Origin of the sequence: Phenylobacterium sp. (assembly GCF_046290725.1) — a bacterium.
Lineage (GTDB): Bacteria > Pseudomonadota > Alphaproteobacteria > Caulobacterales > Caulobacteraceae > Phenylobacterium.
This window is the reverse complement of sequence record NZ_JBKBUH010000003.1, coordinates 212,309-234,548: the sequence shown is the minus strand read 5'-3', so window position 1 is coordinate 234,548 and position 22,240 is coordinate 212,309. Positions and strand designations below refer to the sequence as shown.

General features: G+C 69.7%; 25 protein-coding genes. 11 read left to right on the top strand and 14 right to left on the bottom strand.

The window, feature by feature from the left end:
- Positions 1-2: 2 nt before the first annotated feature.
- From ACK41C_RS18035 to ACK41C_RS18005, 7 genes are all read left to right on the top strand, one after another.
- Complete coding sequence (locus ACK41C_RS18035) at positions 3-341, top strand: Na+/H+ antiporter subunit C (RefSeq protein WP_409657446.1); 339 nt, start codon at positions 3-5, stop codon at positions 339-341.
- Entirely contained in the window at positions 338-1,867 is a 1,530-nt protein-coding gene (locus ACK41C_RS18030) for a monovalent cation/H+ antiporter subunit D (RefSeq protein ID WP_409657174.1), read from the top strand. The genes ACK41C_RS18035 and ACK41C_RS18030 overlap by 4 nt, the downstream gene beginning before the upstream one ends.
- Entirely contained in the window at positions 1,861-2,352 is a 492-nt protein-coding gene (locus ACK41C_RS18025) for a Na+/H+ antiporter subunit E (protein ID WP_409657171.1), read from the top strand. The genes ACK41C_RS18030 and ACK41C_RS18025 overlap by 7 nt, the downstream gene beginning before the upstream one ends.
- Positions 2,349-2,618 carry a K+/H+ antiporter subunit F gene (locus ACK41C_RS18020; RefSeq protein ID WP_409657168.1) on the top strand — a complete coding sequence of 90 codons (270 nt, stop codon included), beginning with the start codon at positions 2,349-2,351 and terminating at the stop codon, positions 2,616-2,618. The genes ACK41C_RS18025 and ACK41C_RS18020 overlap by 4 nt, the downstream gene beginning before the upstream one ends.
- A gap of 4 nt (positions 2,619-2,622) precedes the next feature.
- Positions 2,623-3,036, top strand: a complete 414-nt coding sequence (locus ACK41C_RS18015) for a Na+/H+ antiporter subunit G (protein WP_409657165.1) — start codon at positions 2,623-2,625, stop codon at positions 3,034-3,036.
- A gap of 222 nt (positions 3,037-3,258) precedes the next feature.
- Positions 3,259-3,678, top strand: a complete 420-nt coding sequence (rnk, locus tag ACK41C_RS18010) for a nucleoside diphosphate kinase regulator (protein WP_409657162.1) — start codon at positions 3,259-3,261, stop codon at positions 3,676-3,678.
- Between the two features lie 86 nt (positions 3,679-3,764).
- On the top strand, positions 3,765-4,376 hold the full coding sequence (locus tag ACK41C_RS18005) for a DUF6134 family protein (RefSeq protein WP_409657159.1): 612 nt from the start codon (positions 3,765-3,767) through the stop codon (positions 4,374-4,376).
- Here the strand turns inward: ACK41C_RS18005 and ACK41C_RS18000 are convergent.
- Genes ACK41C_RS18000 through ACK41C_RS17980 form a run of 5 tightly spaced genes read right to left on the bottom strand, consistent with a single transcriptional unit; the run spans position 4,361 to position 8,699 of the window.
- The gene (locus ACK41C_RS18000) at positions 4,361-4,780 is read right to left on the bottom strand and encodes a DUF2177 family protein (protein WP_409657156.1); all 420 of its coding nucleotides are present in this window, start codon (positions 4,778-4,780) and stop codon (positions 4,361-4,363) included. The genes ACK41C_RS18005 and ACK41C_RS18000 overlap by 16 nt on opposite strands.
- Before the next feature lie 7 nt (positions 4,781-4,787).
- Positions 4,788-5,813 (bottom strand): SAM-dependent methyltransferase, encoded by a 1,026-nt coding sequence (locus ACK41C_RS17995; protein WP_409657153.1) that lies wholly within the window; start codon positions 5,811-5,813, stop codon positions 4,788-4,790.
- On the bottom strand, positions 5,810-6,622 hold the full coding sequence (locus ACK41C_RS17990) for a DUF1295 domain-containing protein (protein ID WP_409657150.1): 813 nt from the start codon (positions 6,620-6,622) through the stop codon (positions 5,810-5,812). Before ACK41C_RS17990 ends, ACK41C_RS17995 begins: the two co-directional genes overlap by 4 nt.
- On the bottom strand, positions 6,619-7,374 hold the full coding sequence (locus ACK41C_RS17985; RefSeq protein ID WP_409657443.1) for a DUF1365 domain-containing protein: 756 nt from the start codon (positions 7,372-7,374) through the stop codon (positions 6,619-6,621). The genes ACK41C_RS17990 and ACK41C_RS17985 overlap by 4 nt, the downstream gene beginning before the upstream one ends.
- Positions 7,374-8,699 carry an NAD(P)/FAD-dependent oxidoreductase gene (locus tag ACK41C_RS17980; protein ID WP_409657147.1) on the bottom strand — a complete coding sequence of 442 codons (1,326 nt, stop codon included), beginning with the start codon at positions 8,697-8,699 and terminating at the stop codon, positions 7,374-7,376. The genes ACK41C_RS17985 and ACK41C_RS17980 overlap by 1 nt, the downstream gene beginning before the upstream one ends.
- A gap of 113 nt (positions 8,700-8,812) precedes the next feature.
- Here ACK41C_RS17980 and ACK41C_RS17975 point away from each other — a divergent pair, with 113 nt between their 5' ends.
- Positions 8,813-9,748, top strand: a complete 936-nt coding sequence (locus ACK41C_RS17975) for a MerR family transcriptional regulator (RefSeq protein WP_409657144.1) — start codon at positions 8,813-8,815, stop codon at positions 9,746-9,748.
- Between the two features lie 28 nt (positions 9,749-9,776).
- On the opposite strand, the gene ACK41C_RS17970 is transcribed toward ACK41C_RS17975, so the two are convergent.
- From ACK41C_RS17970 to ACK41C_RS17930, 9 genes are all read right to left on the bottom strand, one after another.
- Entirely contained in the window at positions 9,777-9,971 is a 195-nt protein-coding gene (locus ACK41C_RS17970) for a hypothetical protein (protein WP_409657141.1), read from the bottom strand.
- Positions 9,972-10,072: 101 nt separating this feature from the next.
- On the bottom strand, positions 10,073-11,101 hold the full coding sequence (locus ACK41C_RS17965) for an ABC transporter ATP-binding protein (protein WP_409657138.1): 1,029 nt from the start codon (positions 11,099-11,101) through the stop codon (positions 10,073-10,075).
- A complete protein-coding gene (locus ACK41C_RS17960; protein ID WP_409657135.1) occupies positions 11,098-12,540 on the bottom strand; it encodes an ABC transporter permease in 1,443 nt (480 codons plus the stop codon). Before ACK41C_RS17960 ends, ACK41C_RS17965 begins: the two co-directional genes overlap by 4 nt.
- Before the next feature lie 167 nt (positions 12,541-12,707).
- The gene (locus ACK41C_RS17955; RefSeq protein WP_409657132.1) at positions 12,708-13,763 is read right to left on the bottom strand and encodes an extracellular solute-binding protein; all 1,056 of its coding nucleotides are present in this window, start codon (positions 13,761-13,763) and stop codon (positions 12,708-12,710) included.
- A 103-nt stretch (positions 13,764-13,866) separates the two neighbouring features.
- On the bottom strand, positions 13,867-14,349 hold the full coding sequence (locus ACK41C_RS17950) for a CAP domain-containing protein (RefSeq protein ID WP_409657129.1): 483 nt from the start codon (positions 14,347-14,349) through the stop codon (positions 13,867-13,869).
- 207 nt (positions 14,350-14,556) lie between these two features.
- Complete coding sequence (locus ACK41C_RS17945; RefSeq protein ID WP_409657126.1) at positions 14,557-15,189, bottom strand: L,D-transpeptidase family protein; 633 nt, start codon at positions 15,187-15,189, stop codon at positions 14,557-14,559.
- A 9-nt stretch (positions 15,190-15,198) separates the two neighbouring features.
- Complete coding sequence (locus ACK41C_RS17940) at positions 15,199-15,762, bottom strand: hypothetical protein (RefSeq protein WP_409657123.1); 564 nt, start codon at positions 15,760-15,762, stop codon at positions 15,199-15,201.
- Between the two features lie 227 nt (positions 15,763-15,989).
- On the bottom strand, positions 15,990-17,135 hold the full coding sequence (locus ACK41C_RS17935) for a zinc-binding dehydrogenase (protein WP_409657120.1): 1,146 nt from the start codon (positions 17,133-17,135) through the stop codon (positions 15,990-15,992).
- Positions 17,136-17,237: 102 nt separating this feature from the next.
- Positions 17,238-18,305, bottom strand: coding sequence for an AI-2E family transporter (locus tag ACK41C_RS17930; protein ID WP_409657117.1), 1,068 nt, complete (start codon positions 18,303-18,305; stop codon positions 17,238-17,240).
- Positions 18,306-18,418: 113 nt separating this feature from the next.
- Here ACK41C_RS17930 and ACK41C_RS17925 point away from each other — a divergent pair, with 113 nt between their 5' ends.
- The 3 genes from ACK41C_RS17925 to ACK41C_RS17915 all read left to right on the top strand — a co-directional run bounded on the left by ACK41C_RS17925 (position 18,419) and on the right by ACK41C_RS17915 (position 22,227).
- The gene (locus ACK41C_RS17925) at positions 18,419-20,440 is read left to right on the top strand and encodes a TonB-dependent receptor domain-containing protein (protein ID WP_409657114.1); all 2,022 of its coding nucleotides are present in this window, start codon (positions 18,419-18,421) and stop codon (positions 20,438-20,440) included.
- A 22-nt stretch (positions 20,441-20,462) separates the two neighbouring features.
- On the top strand, positions 20,463-20,843 hold the full coding sequence (locus ACK41C_RS17920; RefSeq protein ID WP_409657111.1) for a MerC domain-containing protein: 381 nt from the start codon (positions 20,463-20,465) through the stop codon (positions 20,841-20,843).
- 85 nt (positions 20,844-20,928) lie between these two features.
- A complete protein-coding gene (locus ACK41C_RS17915) occupies positions 20,929-22,227 on the top strand; it encodes a mechanosensitive ion channel (RefSeq protein ID WP_409657108.1) in 1,299 nt (432 codons plus the stop codon).
- Positions 22,228-22,240: the final 13 nt, after the last annotated feature.

The following is a 22,240-nucleotide window of genomic DNA, read 5'->3' as shown; positions in this document are numbered from 1 at the left end:
CGCTGGAACACCTCGTCGCCGCGGGGGTGGCGGTGCTGACCGCCACCGGGATCTACCTGGTGCTGCGCGCCCGCACCTTCTCGGTCATCCTGGGCCTGGCCTTCCTCTCCTATGCGATCAACCTCTTCCTGTTCGCCATGGGGCGGCTGCAGGTCGACCGTCCGCCGATCTACGACAAGGCCGCCGAGGCCTATACCGATCCCCTGCCCCAGGCCCTGGTGCTGACCGCCATCGTCATCTCCTTCGGCATGACGGCGCTCTCGGTGGTGCTGGCGCTGCGCGCCTTCCTGGAGACCGGCACCGACCACGTGGACGGTGAAGCGCCGGAGGAGCGGCCGTGACCAATCCCTGGATCATCGCCCCCATCCTGCTGCCGGCCGTGGCCGCGCCGCTCATCCTGGTGCTGTTCCGCAATCACCAGCCCCAGGCCCGGGCGGTCTCGATCGTCAGCAGCGTCGGCCTGCTCGTCCTCGCCGGCTTCCTGGTCGCCGCCGCCGACACCGGCGCGATCCAGACCTATCGCCTCGGCGACTGGCCGCCGCCCTTCGGGATCGTGCTGGTCCTCGACCGCCTGGCGGCGACCATGCTGCTCTTGACGGCGATCCTGGGGCTGGCGCTCGCCGTCCACGCCTCGGCCTCGGGGCTCGACCGACAAGGCTGGCACTTCCACGCCCTCCTGCAGTTCCAGCTCCTGGGCCTGAACGGCGCGTTCCTGACCGGCGACCTCTTCAACCTGTTCGTCTTCTTCGAGGTGCTGCTGATCGCCTCCTACTGCCTGCTGCTGCATGGCGGCGGCCGCGCGCGGATGAAGGCTGGGATGCAGTACGTGGTCGTCAACCTGGTGGGCTCGACGCTTTTCCTGGTGGCCGCCGGCATCCTCTACGGCGCCACCGGCACCCTGAACCTGGCCGACATGAGCCGGAAGATCGCCGCCGCCCCGCCGGGCGACCACGCCCTGATCCTGGCCGGCGGCATGGTGCTGACCGTCGTCTTCGCCCTGAAGGCGGCGCTGGCGCCGCTGCATCTCTGGCTTCCACGCACCTACGCCAGCGCCAGCCCTGCGGTCGCGGCCCTGTTCGTGATCATGACCAAGGTCGGGGCCTATTCCATCATCCGCACCACGACCGCGATGTTCGGGGAAACCGCCGGGCCGCTGGCCTGGGAAGCCGCGCCCTGGCTGCTGGGCGCGGCCCTGATCACCGGTGTCGTCGGCTTCGTGGGCGTCTTCTCGGCTTCCGGCCTGCGGGCGCTGGCCGCCTTCGCCGTGGTGGGGTCCATGGGTGTGATGTTGAGCGCGGTCTCGATCTTCCAGCCGGGGCCGCTGGGCAGCGCGCTCTACTATCTCGCCTCCTCCACGCTCGCCGGCGCGGCCCTGTTCCTGCTGATCGACATCCTGATCGCCCGCCGCGGCGACTTCGGCGACGCACTGGCGCCGGGGCCGACCTTTCCGCACCGGATGGCGCTGTCGGCCATGTTCCTGCTGGCGGCGATCGGCGTGGTCGGCCTGCCGCCGCTCTCGGGTTTCCTCGGCAAGCTCCTGATCCTCGACCGGATCGCCCCGGGCGGGATCGGCGCATGGGTCTGGGTCATGATCCTCTTCACCACCTTCCTCGCCATGGTGGCCTTCGCCCGGGCCGGCAGCGTGCTCTTCTGGAAGAGCCGCGGCGAGGCCAAGGCGCCCACTGTGAGCGCGCCCTCGCCGGCGACCTGGATCGCGCCCGTCGCCCTGCTGGCGTGCCTGGCCCTGCTCAGCGCCGCAGCCGGGCCGGCCATGACCTATCTGGACGCCGCCAGCCTGCAGCTGTTCGACGCCGCCGGCTACGCTAGCGCCGTGCTCGACGCGCCTTGCGGAGACGCGCCATGCTGAAGCGCTTCCTGCCTCAGCCAGGCCTGAGCGGCATCCTCTTCGTCGTCTGGCTGCTTCTCCTCAACGAGATCACCGTCGGCGGCGCGCTGCTGGCGGCGCTGGTGGCGTTCACCCTGCCACTCTTCACCAGCCGCTTCTGGCCTGATCGGCCGCAGATCCGCTGGGGCTGGCCGGTATTCGAGTATCTCGGTGTCGTCCTGTGGGACATCGTGGTCGCCAACTTCCAGGTGGCCTACATCATCGTCTTCCGCCGAAATCGTGATTTGCGCTCCCAGTGGCTGGTGGTGCCCCTCGATATCCGGTCTCCGGAGGCCATCACCACGCTCGCGGCCACCATCAGCCTGACGCCCGGCACCGTCTCCAGCGACGTCTCGGCCGACGGCCACTCACTCTTGGTCCACGCGCTCGACGTGCCCGACCCCGCCGCGGCGGTGACCCAGATCAAGCAACGCTACGAAGCCCGGCTCCTGAGGATCTTCCAATGATCGGCTACGCCCTCGCCTTCGCCTTCGGATGCGTCAGCCTGGCGCTGGCCCTCAACCTCTGGCGCCTGGTCCGCGGCCCCTCGGCCACCGACCGGATCCTGGCGCTCGACACCATGACCATCAACGCCATCGCCCTGATCATCCTGTTCGGGGTGATGGAGGGCAGCGACACCTATTTCGAGGCCGCGGTGCTGCTAGCCATGGTGGGGTTCATCGGCACCGTGGCGTTCTGCAAGTTCCTCCTGCGCGGCGATATCGTGGAGTAGGCCCATGGAGACCTTCGCCGAAATCCTGGTCGCGAGCCTGCTGGTCCTCGGCGGCGCCTTTGCGCTGGTGGGCTCCTGGGGCCTGGCCAAGCTGCCCTCGCTGATGACCCGTCTGCACGGGCCCACCAAGGCCACCACGCTCGGCGTTGGCGGGGCGCTGATCGCTTCGATGATCTATTTCCCGGTCTTCCAAGGGAAATATTCGGCCCATGAGCTCCTGATCACCATCTTCCTGTTCCTGACCGCCCCGGTCTCGGCCAACATGATCGCCAAGGCGCACCTGCACTTGAGCCTCAAGGGCGCCGGCGCGCCCCTGCCCGAGGGCGCCCCGCCGGAGCCCGCCGGAACCCACCACTGGGCGACCTTCGAAAGCTTGCAGCCGAACGGGATCGTGGAGGAGCCGGAGACGGAGGCTTAAGGCGCCCGTTTGACAAGCCGCACGCGCCGGGCGATCAAGGCCTGGATGTTCGTGCGTCCGGCATTTCGGCGTTTTCGCCACCATGGCGGCAGCCTGCAGGCAGGCTCCTAGCCCCGGCCCTTTCGCGCCTTGAGCTGCGGGGGTTCGGGGAAATCCACCTGTTCGCCAGTCCCCGCGCCGCCCGCGCCCAGCGGCGACGCCCGCACGCCATCGAGGTCCTCCATGCCCATTTCCGCGCCCGAACCCGCGCGCCCCGCCATCATCCTCGCCGAAACCGAGGCCGAGCGCCTGTCGGCCCTGGCCCTTCAGGCCGAATACGCCAATCCGGAAATCGCCCATCTTCTGCTCGAAGAGATCGACCGGGCCGAGATCCGCCCCGATCCCGAGATGCCGGACCACGTGGTGCGGATGCATTCCATCGTGCGTTTCGTCGACGGCGCCCATGGCCGCAGCCGCACGGTCGTGCTGGTCTATCCGTCGGAAGCCGATATCGCGCTCGGCAAGGTCTCGATCCTCACCCATGTGGGCTCGGGCCTCATCGGGCTGGGCGCGAACCAGCAAATCCGCTGGCCCGACCGCGACGGCCGCGACCGGCTGCTCAGCGTGGTGCAGGTCAAGCCGCCCGGCCGACTGGAACTGTAGGGTGGCGCGCGGCCCCGCCGTTTGTCCTAGACAAACCTAGAGCCGACCCCTAGGAAAAGGCAGGAATAACAGCCTGGGCCCGACGGATGCCGTCACCGCAGCTGAACCGCCGCAGTCTCTTGATCATCGGGCTCGCCGCCGGCGCAACGCCCTGGGCCGCGGCGGCGCAGGCGAGCCGGACGCTCGTTTTCGACGTCACCCGCAACGAAGCCCGCATCGGCCGCCACGAACTCCGGATCGTGCGCTCCGGCGACGCCCTGACCGCAAGCTCCGAGGTCGAAATGACCATCCGGGTCGGCCCGGCGCCGATCCTCCGCTATCGGCACAGTGCGGTCGAGCGATGGGAAGGAGGCCGCTTTGCGAGCCTCGAGACGCGGACTGTCACGAACGGGCGAACCGAATGGGTCGCAGCCCAGTCCTCGACGGGCGGCGTACGGATCGAGGCCCACGCCGGCGCGCGCACGATCGCCGCCGCCGCCGCCCCCCTCACCCACTGGAACCAGCAGGTGCTCACCGGCCCGCTGTTCAATCCCCAGAACGGAAAGCCCCTGAAGATCCAGGCCCGGCGCGTCGCGCCCGACCGGTGGGAGCTCCGCGGCGAGACCGAGATCGACAACTGGTACGACGCGGCGGGCGACTGGGCGGCGCTGAGGGGCAAGCTACCCGACGGCTCCACCGTCCGTTACCGGCGGGCCTGAACCCGCTCCAGCTTCAGGACCGCCCAGCTGGCGACGAAGGCGGCCGCGCCGGTCAGAGCCGCGCCCCAGGCCATGTCGATGAGGGTTACGCGCCAGGACCAGACCGCCAGCACCGCATGGCTGGTGAGGTCGTATGTGCCATAGGCCAGCAGGCCAAGCCCGGCCCCACGGACAAGACCGCCACGAGCCGACCGGCGCTGGAGGGCCGGGGCGATCGCAAACGCGACAATCCCGCTGATGTAGAGAACATAGAACAGCACGGCCGGCCCCATGCGCGGTTCGGCGGCCAGCAAGGCGCCGATTTCCGGTTGGTACAGCCGCGGCGTCATCACCATCAGCCAAGGGGCGTCGAGGGCCAGGAATGCGGCGGCGGCGATAGGCCAGGCCAGGACGAGGCGCTTCATGGATGTCTCACAATGGACGGAGGCGATAGTGGCTTACGCCCCATTCCTGCCCGCCGGCGTGACCGAAGAGGCCTTCCGTGGCGAGGAAGAATAGCCGCCAGCGACGGCGCCAGAGTTCGGCGTTGGGGCCATAGACGTCTTCGAGGATCGGGCGAATGGCGGCCGCGTTCGCATCGAAGCGCGAAAGCCAGGCCCGCGCCGTCCGCGCATAGTGTTCGCCGCTCCAGCGCCAGTCCGCCTCCACCGCGAAGTCGTCGCTGAAGCGGCGCATGAGACCGTGGCTGGGCATGATCCCGCCGGAGAAGAAGTGTCGACCGATCCAGTCGGCGGGATCGTCGGCGTCGAAACGGTAGGGCGTGACGAGGTGGCTGAAGACGTGAACGAACATCCGGCCGTCGTCCTTGAGCCAGCCGCGCGCCCGCCGGAGCAGCTCGGCCCAGTTGGCCATGTGCTCGAACATCTCCACCGACACGATGCGGTCGAAGCGCACCTCGATGTCGAAGTCGTTCATGTCGGCCGTCAGCACCGCGATGTTCCGGAGCCCTCGGGCTGCGGCTCGCGCCTCGATGAACTGCTTCTGGGTCCTGGAGTTGGAGACGCTGACCACCCGGCTCGACGGAAACTGCTCGGCCAGCCAAAGGCCTAGCGACCCCCAGCCGCAGCCGAGTTCGAGGATCATCTGCCCGTCCGCGATCTCGGCATGGGCGGCGGTGGCGGCGAGCGCCGCCTCCTCTGCGCCGTCGAGGTCGGTGACGCCCGGCCCGTAAAGGCAGCAGGAATATTTGAGCCGCGCGCCCAGCACCTGCTCGAAGAACGCCGGCGGGAGCTCGTAATGCTGGGTGTTCGCCGCGTCGGTATGGGTGGCGACGGGATAGCGGCTCATCTCGTCGGCGAACCGCACCTCCACCAGGGGATCGGCCCGGGTAAGCTTCTCACGCGCGGACCTGACCAGAAGGTCGACGGCCGCCCGGCGGGCGAAGTCGGGCGCAGGAAGGCCTTCGAAGGCGTGAATCGCCAGGGCGAGCGCACTCATCGGGAATGTCTCTTCATTGGAATGGGGAAGAAGATCGGGGTGCGGGCCTGGTAGGTCCGGTAGGCCTCGCCGCGAGAGGCGAGCATCGACCGCTCCAGAGGCGGAACGCCGCTGACGTGGCGCAGCAGCAGGTACATGAGCGCAGGCGCCGTCAGGCTCGCCCAGAACCACGGCGAGGCCGGGCCGTGCCCCAGCGCTGCGACAGGAAACGCACACCAGCCCAGCCATTCGAACACATAGTTCGGGTGTCGCGACAGCCGCCACAGGCCGCGGTCGCACACCTTCCCGCGATTGCGCGGATCGGCCTTGAAGCCGGCGAGCTGGGCGTCGGCGACCCCTGCCCCGACGATGGCGGCGGCGAGCGTCAGGGCCGCTGCAAGATCCGTCCAGCCGAGCGGCCCGGGCGCGTGCGCTGCAAGGCCGACGGGGATGACGAGCAGCGCGCCTGCCGGAGCCTGGGCCATGGCGGCGCCGAAAAGCGCGCCCTGCGGCCGCGGCCCGGCGTTGCGGCGGATGGCGGCGTAGCGAGCATCCTCCGGCGCGCCGGCGGTCCGGCGGAAGAGGTAGGTGCCAAGCCGGAGCGACCAGAGGGCGATGAGCACCGCAAACGCCAGCCGACGCTCGAGAGGCGCCGGCAGCGCCTCCAGCGGGGCGAAGGCCAGCGCGGCGGCGACCGCGCCCACTCCGAACGTCCAGAAGACATCCAGCCAGCCGCCGTTCCGCGTCGCCGCCTGGACCGCCCAGGCCGCCGCCATGACGCAGGCGAGCATCGCAAGCACCATGAACGCGGCGAGGATCAGGCCGGTCATCGAACCGCCTCGGCGGCGCGCGGCTGAAGCCGCATGCCCTTCAGCCAGATCTTCAGGGCTTCCCAATGGATCGCCGTGAGGACGCCGAGCTTGGGCATGGGGGCCGCAAGCGCCATGGCGAGGAGCGCGCGGTCGGTCAGCGGCCGGGCGCGGCCGACGAAGCTGGCGGCGAGCACGACCCCTTCGGCGTCTCGTGCTTCGATGGCGACCACCAGGTCGTCCCCGGGCGCGGTCACGCGGATCCGATACTCCAGATCCATGGGCAGAAAGGGAGAAACGAAGAACCGCTTGGCGAACTTGAGCTCCAACGGCGCGCCTGCCGGCGCCTCGGCGGGCGTGCGCAGGACATAGGCGTGACGCTCCCCGAAGGTGTTATTGACCTCCAGCAGCAGGGCCTCCAGCCGCCCCGAGACGGCGTCCTGGCAGAAATAGACGCTCAAGGGATTGAAGGCCCCTCCGAGTACGGCGGGCGCACAAAGCAAGGCGATGCGCAGGTGCTTGGGATCCAAGCCTTCCGCGGCGAGGCGCTCGCGGACCTGTTGGGCGAGCGGTCGATCCGAACCTTCCAGGTGGTCGCACGCGCGAAGCCGCACCAACCCGGCGCCATCGGTCGAGAAGAGCCTCAGGCGCGCCTGGAGGCGCGGCAATTCGTCGAGGTCCACCAGGAGCTGGGCGAGACGATAGCGGAGCACGTGCCGACGCGGGCGCGTCCGGGCATGAACCACCACGCCCCGATAGACCGCTCCCCCCATCACGCCGTGCGCCTCATCGGAAACTCCGCAGGCTCCGGCGGCAAATGGATACGCCCGGACTCGTCGGCGACCGACCACGGCCGGCGGGGCGCTCCCATGGCCTCGGCCGCTGCGAGGCCCGCCTGCAGCCCATCCTCGTGAAAGCCCGATCCGAAGTGCGCACCGCTAAACCAGACGCCGCCGCGTCCCTGGAGACTCCAGAGCTCGCTCTGCGCCGCCAGGGCGCGGGCATCGAACAAAGGATGCTCGTAGGCCTCTTCGCGCAGCACCTTGGCCGGATCCGGCGGGGTGTGGGGATTGAGGGAGACGAAGAGCGGTTCGGCGGTCTTCAGCCCCTGCAGGCGGTTCATCCAGTAGGTGACGCAGCGTCCTTCCGCATCGCCGCGCCGGCCGATGTAGTTCCAGCTCGACCATGCGGCCCGGCGCTGGGGCATCAGGCTCGTATCGGTGTGCAGGACGGCGGTGTTGGCGCTGTAGCGGAACGCCCCCAGCAGCCGGACCTCTTCGGCTGAAGGCTCCGAGAGCATGGCGAGCGCGTGGTTGGCGTGTGTCGCCACCAGAACGCGGTCGAACCGCTCGAGCCGTCCCGTGGCGTCCTCCACTATGACCCCGGAGGGATTGCGCACGATCCTGCGCACGGCGCATCCCAGGCGGACATCGGCCTTTGTCGCCGCGGACAACGTCTCGACATAGCGGCGTGAGCCGCCCTCCACCGTGCGCCATTGCGGCCGGCCGGAAAGCTTCAAAAGGCCGTGGTTGTCGAAGAACCGCACGAGGGCCGCGGCCGGGTAATCGCGGATCTGGCCCACTGAGGCCGACCAAATCGCGGCGGCCTGCGGCAGAAGGTGATCCTCCATGAAGGCCGCGCAGTAGCCGCCGCCCTGCAGGTACTCGCCGATCGAGAGCTGAACCTCCCGGACCAGGGCCTGGTCGGCCGGCGCTTCCCGATAGAAGCGCACAAGATCGCGCAGCATCGCCCAGAAGCGCGGGCTGATCACGTTGCGGCGTTGGGCGAACAGGGCTGTGGGGCGGGCGCTGCCGTATTCGAGCTTGCCCCTGTCCAGCGAGACGGCGAAGTCCATCTCCGCCGGCTTCGTCGGGACTCCAAGGTGACGAAAGAGCGCCGTCAGGTTCGGGTAGTTCTCTTCATTGTAGACGATGAACCCGGTATCGACGGACGTCCGCCCGCCCTCCCGATCCTGAACCTCCACGGTGTTGGCGTGGCCGCCGAGGCGGTCCGCCGCCTCGTAGAGGGTCACGGCGTAACGCCGCGACAGAAGCCAAGCCGCCGAAAGCCCCGAGACGCCCGACCCGACGACCGCCACCTTTTGGGCGCCGAGTCCTGGAGGCGGCTTAAATGTTATGGACAAATCCGCGCTCCAAGGTGAGATGAGGAGGCGCAACGCCTCTTTGTCTAGGACAAATATGGGAAGTCGATGTGAGTAGTCAAGCCGCCGAAAGGGACAGCGAGCCGCCGCTGACGATCGCGGACGTCGAACGGGCGTGCGGCCTGCCGAAGGACACGCTGCGGGTCTGGGAGCGTCGATACGGCTTTCCCGCACCCCTGCGCGACGCCAACAACGAGCGGGTCTATCCTTCAGACCAGGTCGCGAAGCTGCGCTTGCTCAGCCGCCTGATCGACGCCGGACACCGGCCAGGGCGCATCGTCGCCCTGCCGGTCGAGCGGCTGACGGAACTTGCGCGAGAGACGGCCTCGGCCACATCGCGGCTCGCCTCGCCGGACCCGAGGCTCGCGCGGCTTCTGGAGATGTTGCGGGCGCACGATGTGGAGCGGCTGCGGGACGCCTTCGCCGCCGATCTCCTGGCGCTCGGGCTCGAGCGATTTGTCATGGACATCGTCGCGCCGCTCACCTCCGCGGTGGGCGACTCATGGGCGGCGGGCGACCTCCAGGTCTTCCACGAGCATCTCTACACCGAGCAGGTCAGCCGCACGCTCCGCAGCGCCATGAGCGCCGCCCCGCTCGGCCCGGGCGATCGACGACCCCGAGTGCTGCTCACCACCCTGCCAGGCGAATCCCACGGCCTGGGGCTCCTGATGGTCGAGGCGCTGCTCTCCGTCCGCGGCTGCGCCTGCGTGTCGCTGGGGGTGGAGACGCCGCTCGAGGAAGTGGCCCTCGCCGCACCCGCGCACGGCGTCGACATCGTGGCCCTCTCGTTCTCCGCCTTCGCGCCGGCCAGGCTTGTGCAAACCGGCCTGGAACAGTTGCGGCGGCGTCTCCCGGAACCGATCGAGCTCTGGGCGGGGGGCTCAGCGCCAAGTCTCAAACGCGCCGCACCGGCGGGCGTAGTGGTCGTGCGCGACCTCGGGGAACTCGACGACACCCTGGCGCACTGGCGTAGGCGGGCGGGATGATGGGCATTCGGCGGCATTGCGCCGAACGTCAGGAGGCGGACGCGGCGCCCGCTTCGAGGGTGAACAGCTTTCGCCCGAACTGGTGGACCTCGCAGGCGCGCGCGCCACTGCGATCGAGCACGCGCCGCACGCCCTCGACCAGCTGGTTAGGCAGGGTCGTCAAGGCTTCGAAACGCCGCTCGCCGTTGGAGTCCAGCAGGTAGAGTTCGTAGGTCTCGTGCATATCTTGCTCGCCCTCGGCGAAGCGCGAACACATATCCCCGCCGGCGCTTGGCGCACCTCCGGGATTCTACGTAGCCACGTTCCGTCGCGGCCTCGCCATCCTCAGGACGCCGACGGGAACACCTTCGCCAGACCGGGCTCAAGCTCGACTTCGACCTCGGACCCAGGCTCGGGGACAGGACCGGGTAGGTGCAGGCGAGCCAGCTCGCCTCCCGCCTCCAAGGTCACCTCATAGAACCCGCCGCCGAACCGCGCGTCGGCCACCCGTGCGGGCGCGCCGGCAAGCGCCAGGTGTATCCCCTCCGGCCGGATCATGGCGCGGGCTTCACCATCGGCGAGGCCGGGCGCGGGAAGCATGCCAAACGCGGTCCTGGCGACCCCGTCGCGCACCGAGGCCCTCACCAGGTTCATCTCGCCGAGCAGGCGCGCGGCGGCAGGCGAGGCCGGCGCGAGATAGCAGTCCTGCGGCGTTCCCGACTGCAGGATCTCGCCGCCCGTCATCAGCAACAGCTTGTCGGCCATCAGCAGCGCCTCGCGCGCATCGTGAGTCACGATCAGCACCGCCGCGTTCACCGCGCGCAGGGTCTCCAGGAGGGATAGTCGAACTTCAGCCTTCAGGTGGGCGTCGAGGCCGGAAAAGGGCTCGTCGAGGAGGAGGATCGCCGGGCGGGGCGCAAGGGCGCGGGCGATCGCAATCCGCTGCTGTTCTCCGCCCGAGAGCATGTGGGGCCAGGCCTCGGCGCGCGTCTCCAGATGGACGAGGCGCAGCATGGCCTCGGCCCGGGCGCGGCGCTCGGCGGCGGAAAAGCCCTTCAGCCCGAACTCAACGTTCCGGCGCACCGTCATGTGCGGGAACAGGGCGTAGTCTTGGAAGACCAGGCCCACGCCCCGGCGCTCCGGCGGAACCGACAGACCCGGCCCCAGCAGCATCCGTTCGCCGGACCAGATCTCGCCGGCGTCCGGCGTTTCCAGGCCGGCGACGAGCCGCAGAAGCGTGCTCTTGCCGCAGCCGGAGGGACCCAGCAGGCACGTGATCTCGCCCGACCTCAGCTCAAGGTTCACGCCCGCGACGGCGAGATGCCCCCCATGGGACTTTGCGAGATCGCGGACCCGAAGCGCAGGCGCAGTCACGCCGGGGCTCCGGGCCTGGAAGCGGCGACCTTATGCGTCAGCCAGGCGACGGCCGGGAGGGCGATCAGCACGATCAGCAGCGAGGGCCAGCCGGCGTTGGCCAGGCGTTCGTCTCGAGCATAGTTGTCGGCGATCACCGCCAGGGTGTCGAAATTGAACGGCCGCAGGATCAGCGTCGCCGGCAGTTCCTTCAGCACGTCGATGAACACCACGAGGCCCGCCGTGAACAGGGCGCCCCTGGCCATGGGCAGCTGGACGGCGCCGGCCGCGCCGAGCTCGCCCCGCCCGAGGCTGCGGGCGGCCTGGACCATCGAGGGCGTCACCTTCGACAGACCGGCGTCGATCGGCTCCAGCGCAGCCGCCATCAGACGGGCCGCATAGGCATAGATCAGCATCAGCAAACCCGCCCCAAAACCCTGCGCCGCGCCCGGGGCCATCCGCCAGACGAGTGCGGCGGGACCCAGCAGGCCGATCGCCATCACCGCCCCCGGCGTCGCATAGCCGAGGCTGGCCAGCCTGGCGAGCATCGGCCGGCGAGCCGCGCCCAAGGCGAGCGCCGAAGCCAGAGCGACGGTGACCACCGCGCCGGCGAGCCCCAGGGTCAGCGAGTTCCTGGCCGCGGTCAGCAACCTCGGCCAGTCCGGCGTCACCTTCAGGAAGGCAGCGGCGAGCCATCCCACGGGCAGCAGCAGGGCGACCAACAGGAGCGTCAGGCAGAAGCCGGTCGCGGCCCAAGCGCGCCAGCCGGTAAGGGCGGTCACCGGCAGCGGGCGCCAGCGGGCGTTCGGGCTTTCGAACCCCCGTTCGGCCCGCCCCCACCGTTCGATCCACAGCAACAGCGCCGCCGTGGCCATGAGCGGCAGGGCGAACTGGGCCGCCGAGGCCAGCGATCCGAAGACGAACCATGCGCGCACCACGCCGGTGGTCAGGGTCTGGACGGCCAGGAACTGAACCGCTCCGTAGTCGGCAAGCGTCTCCATGACCGCGAGGGCGACGCCGGCGGCCAAGGCGGGTCTGGCGAGCGGCAGGGCGATCCGGAAGAACGCCTCGGCCTGCGAGCAGCCCAGCAGGCGCGCAGCTTCGACGGCGTGGACCGGCTGGTTCACGAAGGCCGCGCGCATCGCCAGATAGACGTAAGGATAGAAGGCGCAGGTCAGAACGAAGGCCGCGCCCGGCAGGCTGCGCATCTGGAACGGAAGATCGAAACCTGCGACGGAGCGCATCCATATCCGCAAGCTTCCCGCGACGTCGAAGAGATCCGCATAAGCGTAGGCCAGTGCGAAGGCCGGCGCCGCCAACGGCAGGGCCAGGGCCCAGGCGAAGACGTCGCGACCCGGAAAGCGATGCATGACCACAAGCCAGGCCGCCAACGAGCCCACGGCGGCGGTCGCAGCGCCGACCAGAAGCGCCAGGAGCGCCGATGCGCCGGCGTAACGCACGATCTCGCTTGCCGGGATCGGCGCGCGCTCCCCGGCCCCCGCGGCGGCGAAGACGCCGATCAGCGGCGCGACGGCGACGACGGCGGCCAGGACGCCCAGCCAGCCGAGCGGCCCCGGCGTGCGAAAACCCAGCCAGGCGCCCGCCGGTCGGGATCGTGCCGGAGCGCCTATCGCCAGCCTGCCGCGGTCATGATCGCCTGGGCCTCGGCCTGGCGAGGGCCGTAGGCCGATACAGGCATGGGATGCGCCTGGAAGCTCGCATAGGCGCTGACCGGCGCGGGCGCGACGACGCCGGGGCTCGCCGGGAACTCGCCGTTCTCGCGGGAGACCAGGGTCTGCGCCTCGGCTGACGAGAGGAACTCCAGGAGCCGGACCGCACCGGCCCGGTTGGGGGCGTTGGCGGTCACGCCCGCGCCGGAGATGTTCACGTGCACGCCCTGGCCGTCCAGCGACGGGAACGCCAGCTTCACCCGCTCGGCGACCGCCCGGTCGGCCGCATCGTCGCCGCTGGCCATGCGGATGTAATAGTAGCTGTTGGTGAGGGCGATCTCGCAGAGCCCGGCGCCGACGGCGCGTATCTGGTCGCGGTCCCCGCCTTCCGGGGGGCGGGCCATGTTGGCGACGATCCCTTGCGCCCACGTGCGGGCCTTCTCCGGCCCCCAGGCCTCGATCAGGGCGCCCATGAGGGAGAGGTTGTAGATGTTGTCGGAGGCGCGGACGCAGAGCTTGCCGCGGAAGCGCGGCGAGGCCAGCTTCTCGTAGGTGTCGACCTCCTCCGGCTTCACCTTCTGGGCGTCGTAGGCGACCACCCGGGCCCGGCGCTGGAAGCCGTACCAGCGGCCTTGGGGATCGCGCAGGTTCGCCGGGATGGCCGCGTTCAGCGTCTCGGACGAGACGGGCTGCAGAAGCCCAGCCTGTTCGGCGCGCCACAGCGCGCCTGCGTCGGCCGCCACGAAGACGTCGGCGGGGCTCGCCTGCCCCTCGCTTTGCATTCGGGCGATGAGTTGAGGCGCGGCCCCCTCCACCGTGTTCACCCGGATCCCGGTGGCTTGCGTGAACATCTCGTAGAGCCGCTTGTCGGCGTCGTAGTGGCGGGCGCTGTAGACGTTGACCACGCCTCCCTCGCCGGAAGGCGCGGCCTTATCGGCCTCGGATGGACGCGGGCTGCAGGCGGCGACCGCCAGGGCCGCAAGCGAAAGACAGGCCAGAAGCGTGCGGCGCAAGATCGTGCTCCCTTCGGAAGGTGTCCGAAGGACCTATCGGGATTGCGATCTATTCGCAAGAACATCCGCCGGACGGCGATCCGCCACGGGACGGCCTATTCGGTCAGAAAGGCCGCTCGCCGCGGTAGTTGCCGGCTTCGGCGTAGCGGCAGACGAGGACGTCCTCGCGCCGGCCGCTGGCCATGGCGCATCCCACCTCCCGCGTGTCGCGCCAGACGACCTGAGTGTAGTGCCCCACATCCTCGACCCGGCCGGTCGTGCTGTTGTGGGGAAACGGTCCCGGCTGGAAGTGCTGCTTCTCGCGAATCCAGGCGGCGGTCATGGCTTCCGGGGAGAATCGCCCCTTCGTGCCGGCCCAGAGGTTCTCGCCTTCCGGCGCCTGGGGATCCTCCGGCGCATGCTCGAACTTGCCGGTGGCGGCGAGATATTCCGCCCATTCCGCCGCCGAGCCGGCGAGCGCGGGATTCCAGCGCAGCGGCGGAACGCCAACCCGGGCGCGTTCCTGGTTGTGCGTGGCGAGGACGCGCTGGTCGAAGTCGGTCGCAAGGTCGTGCGCGCCCATCAGCCATGGGGCGAGGCAGAGCACCAATAGGCTCGTGCGTCGTATGCTTGGACGACCGCGAGACATGCCGCAATCCTCTCCCGAAATTCGGGAAAGGTTGGACGCACCGCGGTAATATCGAAGTTTACAGGTTAGGTTATTGCGCGCTTAAGCCGCACCGATTCCGGATGAACAAACATCCTGAATCATATCTTACCAAGCTTCGCCGTTCGTTGACTGAAGCGACTGGCGTCAGGCCTCGATGAATACCGTATCGCCCAGCTTCATCTCCGCGAAGAGACGTTGTGCGAACGCCTCCGGCACCCCAATGCAGCCGTGCGTGGCCCAGCCTTTGCGCACGTTGCTGGCGTGGATGGCCACGCCGTCGTCAGTCAGCCGCAGCATGAAGGGCATGGGCGCATCGTAGGTGCGCGAGTGGTAATCCCTGGCCTTCTGGAGCACGGTGAAGGCTCCGGAGGGCGTCGGCTTGCTCTCCGCGCCGTAGAGGATGACGGCCGACCCAATCTCGTGGCCGTCACGGAAGACCGAAATCAGTTGCTTCGAGACGTCGACGCGAACCCAGACGCGCCCGGCCGGCACATCCCGGTCTTCCCACACATAGCTGCCGAACTGCATGGGATAGTCGATGTTGAGGACGCTGCGGATCGTCTCCTGCCGCCCTTCGGGCAGGCTCATGCGCGGTCGCCGGTCCTCCGGATAGAGGACGCGTAGGGCGTTCTCGGTCGCGCCCTCTGCAACCTCCACGGCCGGCGGCGGGGGGGCGCTCTGGGTGGAAAACCGATCCGTCGCCAAGGCGGCGAGCCCTGCGACCGCGCCGGTCATGGCGAGGACCACCACGGCGCGCCAGGCTGTCGTCGCCCCCATGGCCGCCGCTCAGGCTTGCGATCGCGCCCGGCGGGCGTTCGCGCGCCGCAGCAGGGCGCCGACCCCGAAGACGCCGAGGATCATCATGAGCCAGACGTCGGGCTCGGGCACAGGACTGGGCGGCGAGGGCGTGAGAACGCCGCCGCCGCCGCCCGAAGGGCCGGGACTCCACCAGGGCGACCGCCAGCCTGGCGAACCTTCGTCGTTCAACGCGTCGACCGGCACGAATTCGGCGCCGGGCGGCAGGATGTCGAATACCGCCGGCAGAGGTTCGATGACCGGGGCCGCCGCCTCCAGCGGCTCGATGGCCGCCGGCCGTTCGCGGACGGTGGAAAGCACGCGCTCGACAGGCGCGGGTTCGGCCTTGGCTCGCGGAGGCTTGCTGTTCAGCAGCGCGCCGGGGCCGCGCTCGCCGGGCGAACGCATGGCCAGAAGCGCCAGGGGGTCGCGTAGCATGGCCGTCAGCGGCGCCCCGCTCTCTTCGTCCTCGACGCTCCGTCCGACGGCGACCGCCGAGATCGAAGCGACGGCGAGAATTCCGGCGACGGCCGCCGCCCCCCACCTAGACTTCATGTTCCACCTTGACCACACAGTGGACGGACCCTGCAAGACCCTGGCCATAGCCTAGACCATCTCACGCGCCAAGGCCCGCACATCTTGTGAGCCAAGCCGGAGGAAGCCGCGCCGCTTCGTCGTAAAACCTGGCGGAATCGGCCGCTCGGCTTTGTAGCCAATGGTAAATCCTCACAGCCGGCCGCGGTTGCGGCGCTCGGGAGCATTTTCCGCGAAGGGTGCTCGCCTCAGCCGGAGGCGAGCCCCTTCTGCGGCGCGATCAGGTATTTCTCACCCGTGGCGCGGCGGTTGTAGGCGGCGAGGCTCTCCGGCCGGAGCGCCTCGACGAGAGAGAGCTCCCCCGTGTAGCGCGAGGCGAAGGTCGTCTTGATCTCGGCGGCCACCCGCGCCTGCAGTTGGGCCGCCCGCTCAGGCCCGGCCTTCTGGAGGAAAGGCGTCAGCAGCCACCCGCCGACGCCCCAGGCGAAGCCGTAGCCGCGGGTGAGCTCGGTCGGGCCGGTGTCGAGCCCGCCATAGATGTAGACCTGCTTGTGGGTGGTCGAGCCGTAGCGGCTGTATTCGCCGCCGGCCCGATTGGCGACCGCCTCCATGGCCGTGAGGATCTGGCTGGCCAGCTTGCCGCCGCCGATGGCGTCGAAGGCGATGGTGGCGCCGGTGGCCGCCAGGGCCTCCACGAGATCGCCCATGAAGCCTGGTTCGCTGGAGACGCAGACGTGCCGGGCGCCCTGGCTGCGCAGCAGCTCGGCCTGCTCGGGCTTGCGCACGATGTTGACCAGGGGCACGCCGTCGGCCTGACAGAGCCGGTTCAGCATCTGGCCCAGGTTGGAGGCGGCGGCGGTGTGGACAAGCGCCTTGTGCCCCTCCGATCGCATGGTCTCCACCATGCCCAGCGCCGTCAGCGGATTGACGAAGGCCGAGGCGCCCTCGGCCGCCGTCACGCCCTCGTCCAGGACCAGGCAGTCGGCGGACCGGGCGCAGAAGTACTGGGCGTACATCGCCCGCCCGAGCGTGGCGACCGTCTTGCCGAGCAGGGCTTCGGCGCCCGCCCCAGCCGCCACGACCACGCCGGCGCCCTCGTTTCCGACCGGCAGCGCCTGCCCCACCCGCGCTTGAAGCGCCGGCATGAAGCGCTCGGGGACCTTGAGGCGGACGACCGGCCGCTCCGCCGTTCCCGAGACCGCGGCGCTGGAGACGTCCGCCGGTCCCAGCAGCAGGCCGAGGTCGGAGGGATTGATCGGCGCGGCCTCCACCCGGATCAGCACCTCGCCGGGGCCGGGCGACGGAACCGGAACCTCCTGGAGGGAAAGCTCGATCTCGCCCGCCGCCGTGAGCTGCGTGCGCATCGCAAGCCCGGTCTTCGCCAATTCCGCCATTCCAGCCTCCCTGTCCTATTCGTCCACCGATATGGCGAAGCCGCCGCGTGGGGCCAAGAGGCGAACGGCCTTTTCAGTCTAGCGGCCTGGCCGACAGCGCTCTCACTCGCTTGTCCCGCGCGGCGCGCCGGGAAGGGTAACCGATTTCCCCAAGGTGTTGCGCACATAGAGCATCTTCGTGAGCACGAGCCCGACCACAAGCAGCGGGGTGGCGAACAGCACGCCCAAAGGTCCGAAGAGCAACCCGAAGGTCAGGACGGCGAAGAGCGTCAGGATCGGCGGCAGGTTCACCGCCTTCCTCTGGATGATGGGGTAGAACAGGATGCTCTCGATCTGCTGGACCAGGAAATAGACCCCGATCGTCCAGAGCACCATTTCGGGGCCCTGCTGCAGAGCCAGGATCACCGCCGGGACCGCCGAGACGATCGGCCCGACGATCGGCACGAAGGAGACGATGGCGGCGAAGAGGCCGAGCGCCACCGGCGAGGGCAGGCCCAGCAATGCGGTCCCCAAGCCGGTCAGGACGCCGACCACCGCCATGTCGGCGAATGTGCCGAGAAGCCAAAGACGGAGCGCAGCGCCGCTCGCATCCAGAGCTTCGCGGAGGGGCTGGGTCATGCCCTTCGGAAAGAGCAGCAGCAGGCCGTCGCGCGCGGCGCGCGGCCGCAGCGCCAGATAACCGCCGGCGACGAAGACGATCAGCAGGTTCGCGGCCGCGCCGATGAGGGTCATGGCCCAGCCCCCAAGCCGTCCGGCGAAACCCTCGATGCGGGAGGCGACAGCGTCGGCCCGGCCGATCTCGTCAGCGAGCGCCTGGCCGAACGGCAGCCGCGAGACGAGCGTCGCCAGCTCCTCGCGCGAGCGCGGCATGCGATCGGAGAGCTCGCCGACCTGATCGGCGATGGTCGATCCGAAGAGCCATCCGGCGCCCCCGAGGCATCCGAGGATGGCCAAGGTGGCGACGAACAGCGATGCGACGTCGTTCAGCGGCGTGCGGTCGCGGATCGGATCGGCGACGCTGCGCAGGACAACCGCGACGATGACCGCCCCGAAGGCGAGCAGGAAGACGTCCACGATCTGCCAGGCGACGAGCAGCGCGGCGGCCAGCGCGAAGACGAAGGCGACGCGCTTGACGAAATCCGGGCCAAAGGTCGCTGAACGGTCCGCCACGAGGGCAGAACACGCCAGGGCCTAACCCGTTCGCCGGCCCGCCGCCTTCACGCCCCTGTTGAAGTTTAAAATGTTATAATATAACACTCAAATCCTCCACGAAGAGGACTTTGATGATGCTGAGGCGCCTGCTGCTGACGACCGCCGGTTCGGCCGCGCTTTCGCTTCCGCACCCGGCCGCGGCCTTCGACGCGCCGCCGGCCGAACTGGACGAACTGGTTGTGACGGCTGATCCGCTCGGCCGCGACGCCGATCAGGTGGCCTCCAGTGTCGCCGTTATGGCCGGCGACGAACTGACCCAGCGTCGGCAGTCGACCCTGGGCGAGACCCTGAACGGCCTTCCGGGCGTCAGCTCCGACACCTTCGGCGGCGGCGCGAGCCGTCCCGTCATCCGCGGCCAGACCGCGCCGCGGGTGAAGGCGCTGAGCGACGGCGGCTCGCTGATGGATGCGTCGGAAGTCTCGCCAGACCACGCCATTTCCGCTGAGCCGCTGCTTTTGGAGGCGATCGAGATCCTCCGGGGCCCCAGCGCCCTGCTCTATGGCGGGGGCGCGATCGGGGGTGCGGTGAACCTCTTGGACCTGAAGGTCCCCAGACGCCTGCCCGCCGAGGGCTATGAGGGTGCGGTGGAGATCCGGGGCGGCACGGCCGACGACGAAGCCGCCGGGGTCGCCGGCCTCACGGCGGGCGCAGGCCCGCTGGCGTTCCGCATCGAGGGGGCGCGGCGGCGGACTTCCGACTATGCGGTTCCCGACTGGAGCGAGACGCGCCTGGACGGTTCCTACAACCGCAGCTGGACCGCGGCGGGCGGCGTCTCCTGGATCGGCGAGCGGGGCTATCTGGGCGCGGCCTATACCGAGCAGCGCAGCACCTACGGCCTGCCCGGCCACACCCATGAGTACGAAGACTGCCACCCGCACGGAACCCACCTTCACTGCGGCGGCCACGACGATCATGACCATGACGATCACGAAGGCCACGGTCCGCCGCTCATCGAGCTGAGGAGCCGCAGGTTCGATCTTAGAGGCGAGCTGGCCCAGCCCTTCACAGGCGTCGAGCGCCTGCGCTTCCGCGGCGGCTATACCGACTATGCTCACGACGAGGTGGACGACGGCGAGGTGGGCACCACCTTCTCGAACAGGGGCCACGAGCTGCGCCTCGAGGCCCAGCACGTGACCCTTGGAGCCTTGCGCGGCGTGGTCGGGGTTCAGACCTCCTTCACCGACTTCGCAGCCATCGGGGAAGAGTCCTTCATTCCCAAGAGCCGCACGCGCAACACGGCGATCTTCCTGCTGGAAGAGTATGTGGCGGGCCCCTGGCGCCTGGAAGGCGCCCTTCGCCAGGAGTGGCAGGAGGTGCGCGCCGAAAACCGCCCGGAGACCGACCACCGGCCCCTCTCCGCCTCGGCGGCGGCCACCCTGACCTTCGCCCCCGGCTTTTCGGCTTCGCTCTCGCTCTCGCGCTCGCAGCGTGCGCCGGCGGCCCAGGAGCTCCACGCCGACGGCGTCCACCTGGCGACCAACACCTACGAGATCGGCGACCCAGGCCTCGACGTGGAGACCGCCAGGGCGATCGAGCTGACGGTGCGCAAGACGGAGGGTGCGACGACCTTTTCGGTCAGCGCCTACCGCTACGCCTACGAGGGCTATGTCTATGCCCGTACGCTCGACCAGTTCGGCGACTTCCGGCTGATCCGCTACAGCCAGGACGACGCCGCCTTCACCGGCGTCGAGGGCGAGCTGGTCCACGCGCTGAGGCCCTGGCTGTCGGCGGCGGTGTTCGGCGACCATGTCCGGGGCAAGCTGGCCGACGGCGGCGGGAACCTGCCGCGCATCCCGGCGGGACGCCTCGGGGCGCGTCTGGACCTGTCCGGCGACAACTGGTCGGGCGACCTCGAATACGCCCGTGTCTTCGACCAGGAGAAGATCGCCGACTTCGAGACGGCGACGCCAGGACACCACATGCTGAACGCCAGCCTGGCCTACGACCTGCCGCTAGGGGGCGCAAAAGGGCAGGTGTTCGTTCGAGGAACCAATCTGCTCGATGAACTGGCCCTCAACCACGCCTCCCTCCTGAGCCGCCTGGCGCCGCTGCGGGGCCGGAACGTCGTGGTCGGGCTGCGGGCGAACTTCTGATGCGGCGCAGGAGCCAAGACGCATGAAGGGGCTTTCACCGTCCGCCCTCGATGGCTCGGCCGTGGGGCTCTCCGCCCTCTGCCTGGTCCATTGCCTGCTGCTTCCCGTCGGCGCGGCGTTCCTGCCCGTGCTCGGCGCCTGGGCGGAGGCCGAATGGGCGCACCTGCTCTTCGTCGGCCTGGCCGCCCCGATCGCCGGCCTCGCCATCTTCCGCAGGTCAGGCGCCCCGCCCCGCCCGGCCGTCCTGGGGGCCCTCGCCGGGCTGGGCCTGGTTCTCCTGCTGGCGGGCGCCGTGGGGCCTCACGAATGGGAGACGCCGGTGACCGTCGCCGGCGGCCTCTGCCTCGCCTGCGCCCATATCTGGAACTGGCGTCATCGCGCCGGCGCCTGCAGCGGGGTTTGAATGGCTCCAGCGCCTCCGCCCGCGGCGGCAACCATGCTCGGCCCTTGGGTGTTCTCAGCCCAAAGGCAAAGGCTGGGAGCGCCCGATGTACCCCTACGACCAGATCACCGCCCCGATCATCGAGTGGGCGCCGCGCGTGCTGGGCGCGGTCGTCGTCCTCATCGCCGCCCATTTCGTCGGCAAGGCCGTGCAATGGGGCCTGGCCAGGCTGATCAACAGCTTCCCGGGCGCCAAGACCCATAACCGCGACGCCCCGCCCAAGGAGACGGTGGGGTTCCAGCTCGGCCAGCTCGGCTACTGGCTGGTGATCCTGATCGGCCTCATCGCCGCCCTCACCATTCTGGGCCTCCAGGGGGTGGTCACGCCGCTCAATACCCTGACCATCGGCGTGCTCGCCTTCGTGCCAAACCTGGTGGGCGCGGCGGTCATCTTCTTCGTGGGCCTGGTGCTGGCCACCATCGCCCGGCGGGTGGTGGAGGCGGCCCTGGGCGCCGCCCATGTCGACGCCTGGCTGGAGAAGGCGGGGTTGTCGCGGGTCACCGGTTCGGCCGGGCTTTCCCGTACGCTCGGCCTGCTGGTCTTCGTGCTCATCGTCATCCCCGTGACCATCGCAGCCTTGGAGCAACTGCGGATCGCGGCGATCAGCGAGCCGGCCGTGGCGGTGCTGGATACGGTGTTGAGCGCCCTCCCCCGCCTGATTGCGGCGGCGATCATCCTGGCGCTCGCCTTCTTCATCGGCCGCTGGGTGGCGAGCGTCATCGAGCAGGTCCTGCCCTCATTCGGCTTCGACCGCGCCTTGCAGGGCATGATGGGCCAGGGCGCGGCCGCCCCGCCGCCCTCCGTCGCCGAGCCGGTCGCCCCTGCCGTCACCGAAGCCGAGCTCTCCGCCCCGCCCGCGCCCTCCGGCGTCACCCCGTCCAAGGTGGTGGCCCAGCTCGCCCTGGTGGCGATTATGCTGTTCTCCGCCGTCGAGGCCGCCCGCCTGCTGGAGTTCGCGGCCATGGCCCTGATGCTCGAGCAGATCCTGGAGCTCGCCGCCCAGGTGGTGTTCGGGGGCGTGATCATCACCGTCGGCGTGCTTCTGGCGAACTTCCTGGCCCGGCTGATCGACACCTCGACGAACGGCGCCGATGGATTCGCCTCCACCCTGGTGCGCTGGGCGACCATCGCGCTGGCCACCGCCATGGGGCTGCGGTTCATGGGCATCGCCGACGAGATCGTGATCCTGGCCTTCGGCCTGATCCTCGGCTCGGCCGCCGTGGCTGCGGCGCTCGCCTTCGGCATCGGCGGGCGGGAGACGGCCCACCGGCTGCTGGAACGCTGGACCCGCAAGGCCGAGGCGCAGCAGCGCGCCGGCGAGCCGCCGACCGGGCCGATCGCTTGAGGCGGACGTTGTG

Excerpts from the sequence above, each read along its gene's own strand:
- ACK41C_RS18025 (WP_409657171.1), top strand. The coding sequence starts at position 1,861 with ATGCTGAAGCGCTTCCTGCCTCAGCCAGGCCTGAGCGGCATCCTCTTC.
- ACK41C_RS18020 (WP_409657168.1), top strand. The coding sequence starts at position 2,349 with ATGATCGGCTACGCCCTCGCCTTCGCCTTCGGATGCGTCAGCCTGGCG.
- ACK41C_RS18015 (WP_409657165.1), top strand. The coding sequence starts at position 2,623 with ATGGAGACCTTCGCCGAAATCCTGGTCGCGAGCCTGCTGGTCCTCGGC.
- rnk (WP_409657162.1), top strand. The coding sequence starts at position 3,259 with ATGCCCATTTCCGCGCCCGAACCCGCGCGCCCCGCCATCATCCTCGCC.
- ACK41C_RS18005 (WP_409657159.1), top strand. The coding sequence starts at position 3,765 with ATGCCGTCACCGCAGCTGAACCGCCGCAGTCTCTTGATCATCGGGCTC.
- ACK41C_RS18000 (WP_409657156.1), bottom strand. The coding sequence starts at position 4,780 with ATGAAGCGCCTCGTCCTGGCCTGGCCTATCGCCGCCGCCGCATTCCTG.
- ACK41C_RS17995 (WP_409657153.1), bottom strand. The coding sequence starts at position 5,813 with ATGAGTGCGCTCGCCCTGGCGATTCACGCCTTCGAAGGCCTTCCTGCG.
- ACK41C_RS17990 (WP_409657150.1), bottom strand. The coding sequence starts at position 6,622 with ATGACCGGCCTGATCCTCGCCGCGTTCATGGTGCTTGCGATGCTCGCC.
- ACK41C_RS17985 (WP_409657443.1), bottom strand. The coding sequence starts at position 7,374 with ATGGGGGGAGCGGTCTATCGGGGCGTGGTGGTTCATGCCCGGACGCGC.
- ACK41C_RS17970 (WP_409657141.1), bottom strand. The coding sequence starts at position 9,971 with ATGCACGAGACCTACGAACTCTACCTGCTGGACTCCAACGGCGAGCGG.
- ACK41C_RS17945 (WP_409657126.1), bottom strand. The coding sequence starts at position 15,189 with ATGGGGGCGACGACAGCCTGGCGCGCCGTGGTGGTCCTCGCCATGACC.
- ACK41C_RS17940 (WP_409657123.1), bottom strand. The coding sequence starts at position 15,762 with ATGAAGTCTAGGTGGGGGGCGGCGGCCGTCGCCGGAATTCTCGCCGTC.
- ACK41C_RS17935 (WP_409657120.1), bottom strand. The coding sequence starts at position 17,135 with ATGGCGGAATTGGCGAAGACCGGGCTTGCGATGCGCACGCAGCTCACG.
- ACK41C_RS17925 (WP_409657114.1), top strand. The coding sequence starts at position 18,419 with ATGATGCTGAGGCGCCTGCTGCTGACGACCGCCGGTTCGGCCGCGCTT.
- ACK41C_RS17920 (WP_409657111.1), top strand. The coding sequence starts at position 20,463 with ATGAAGGGGCTTTCACCGTCCGCCCTCGATGGCTCGGCCGTGGGGCTC.
- ACK41C_RS17915 (WP_409657108.1), top strand. The coding sequence starts at position 20,929 with ATGTACCCCTACGACCAGATCACCGCCCCGATCATCGAGTGGGCGCCG.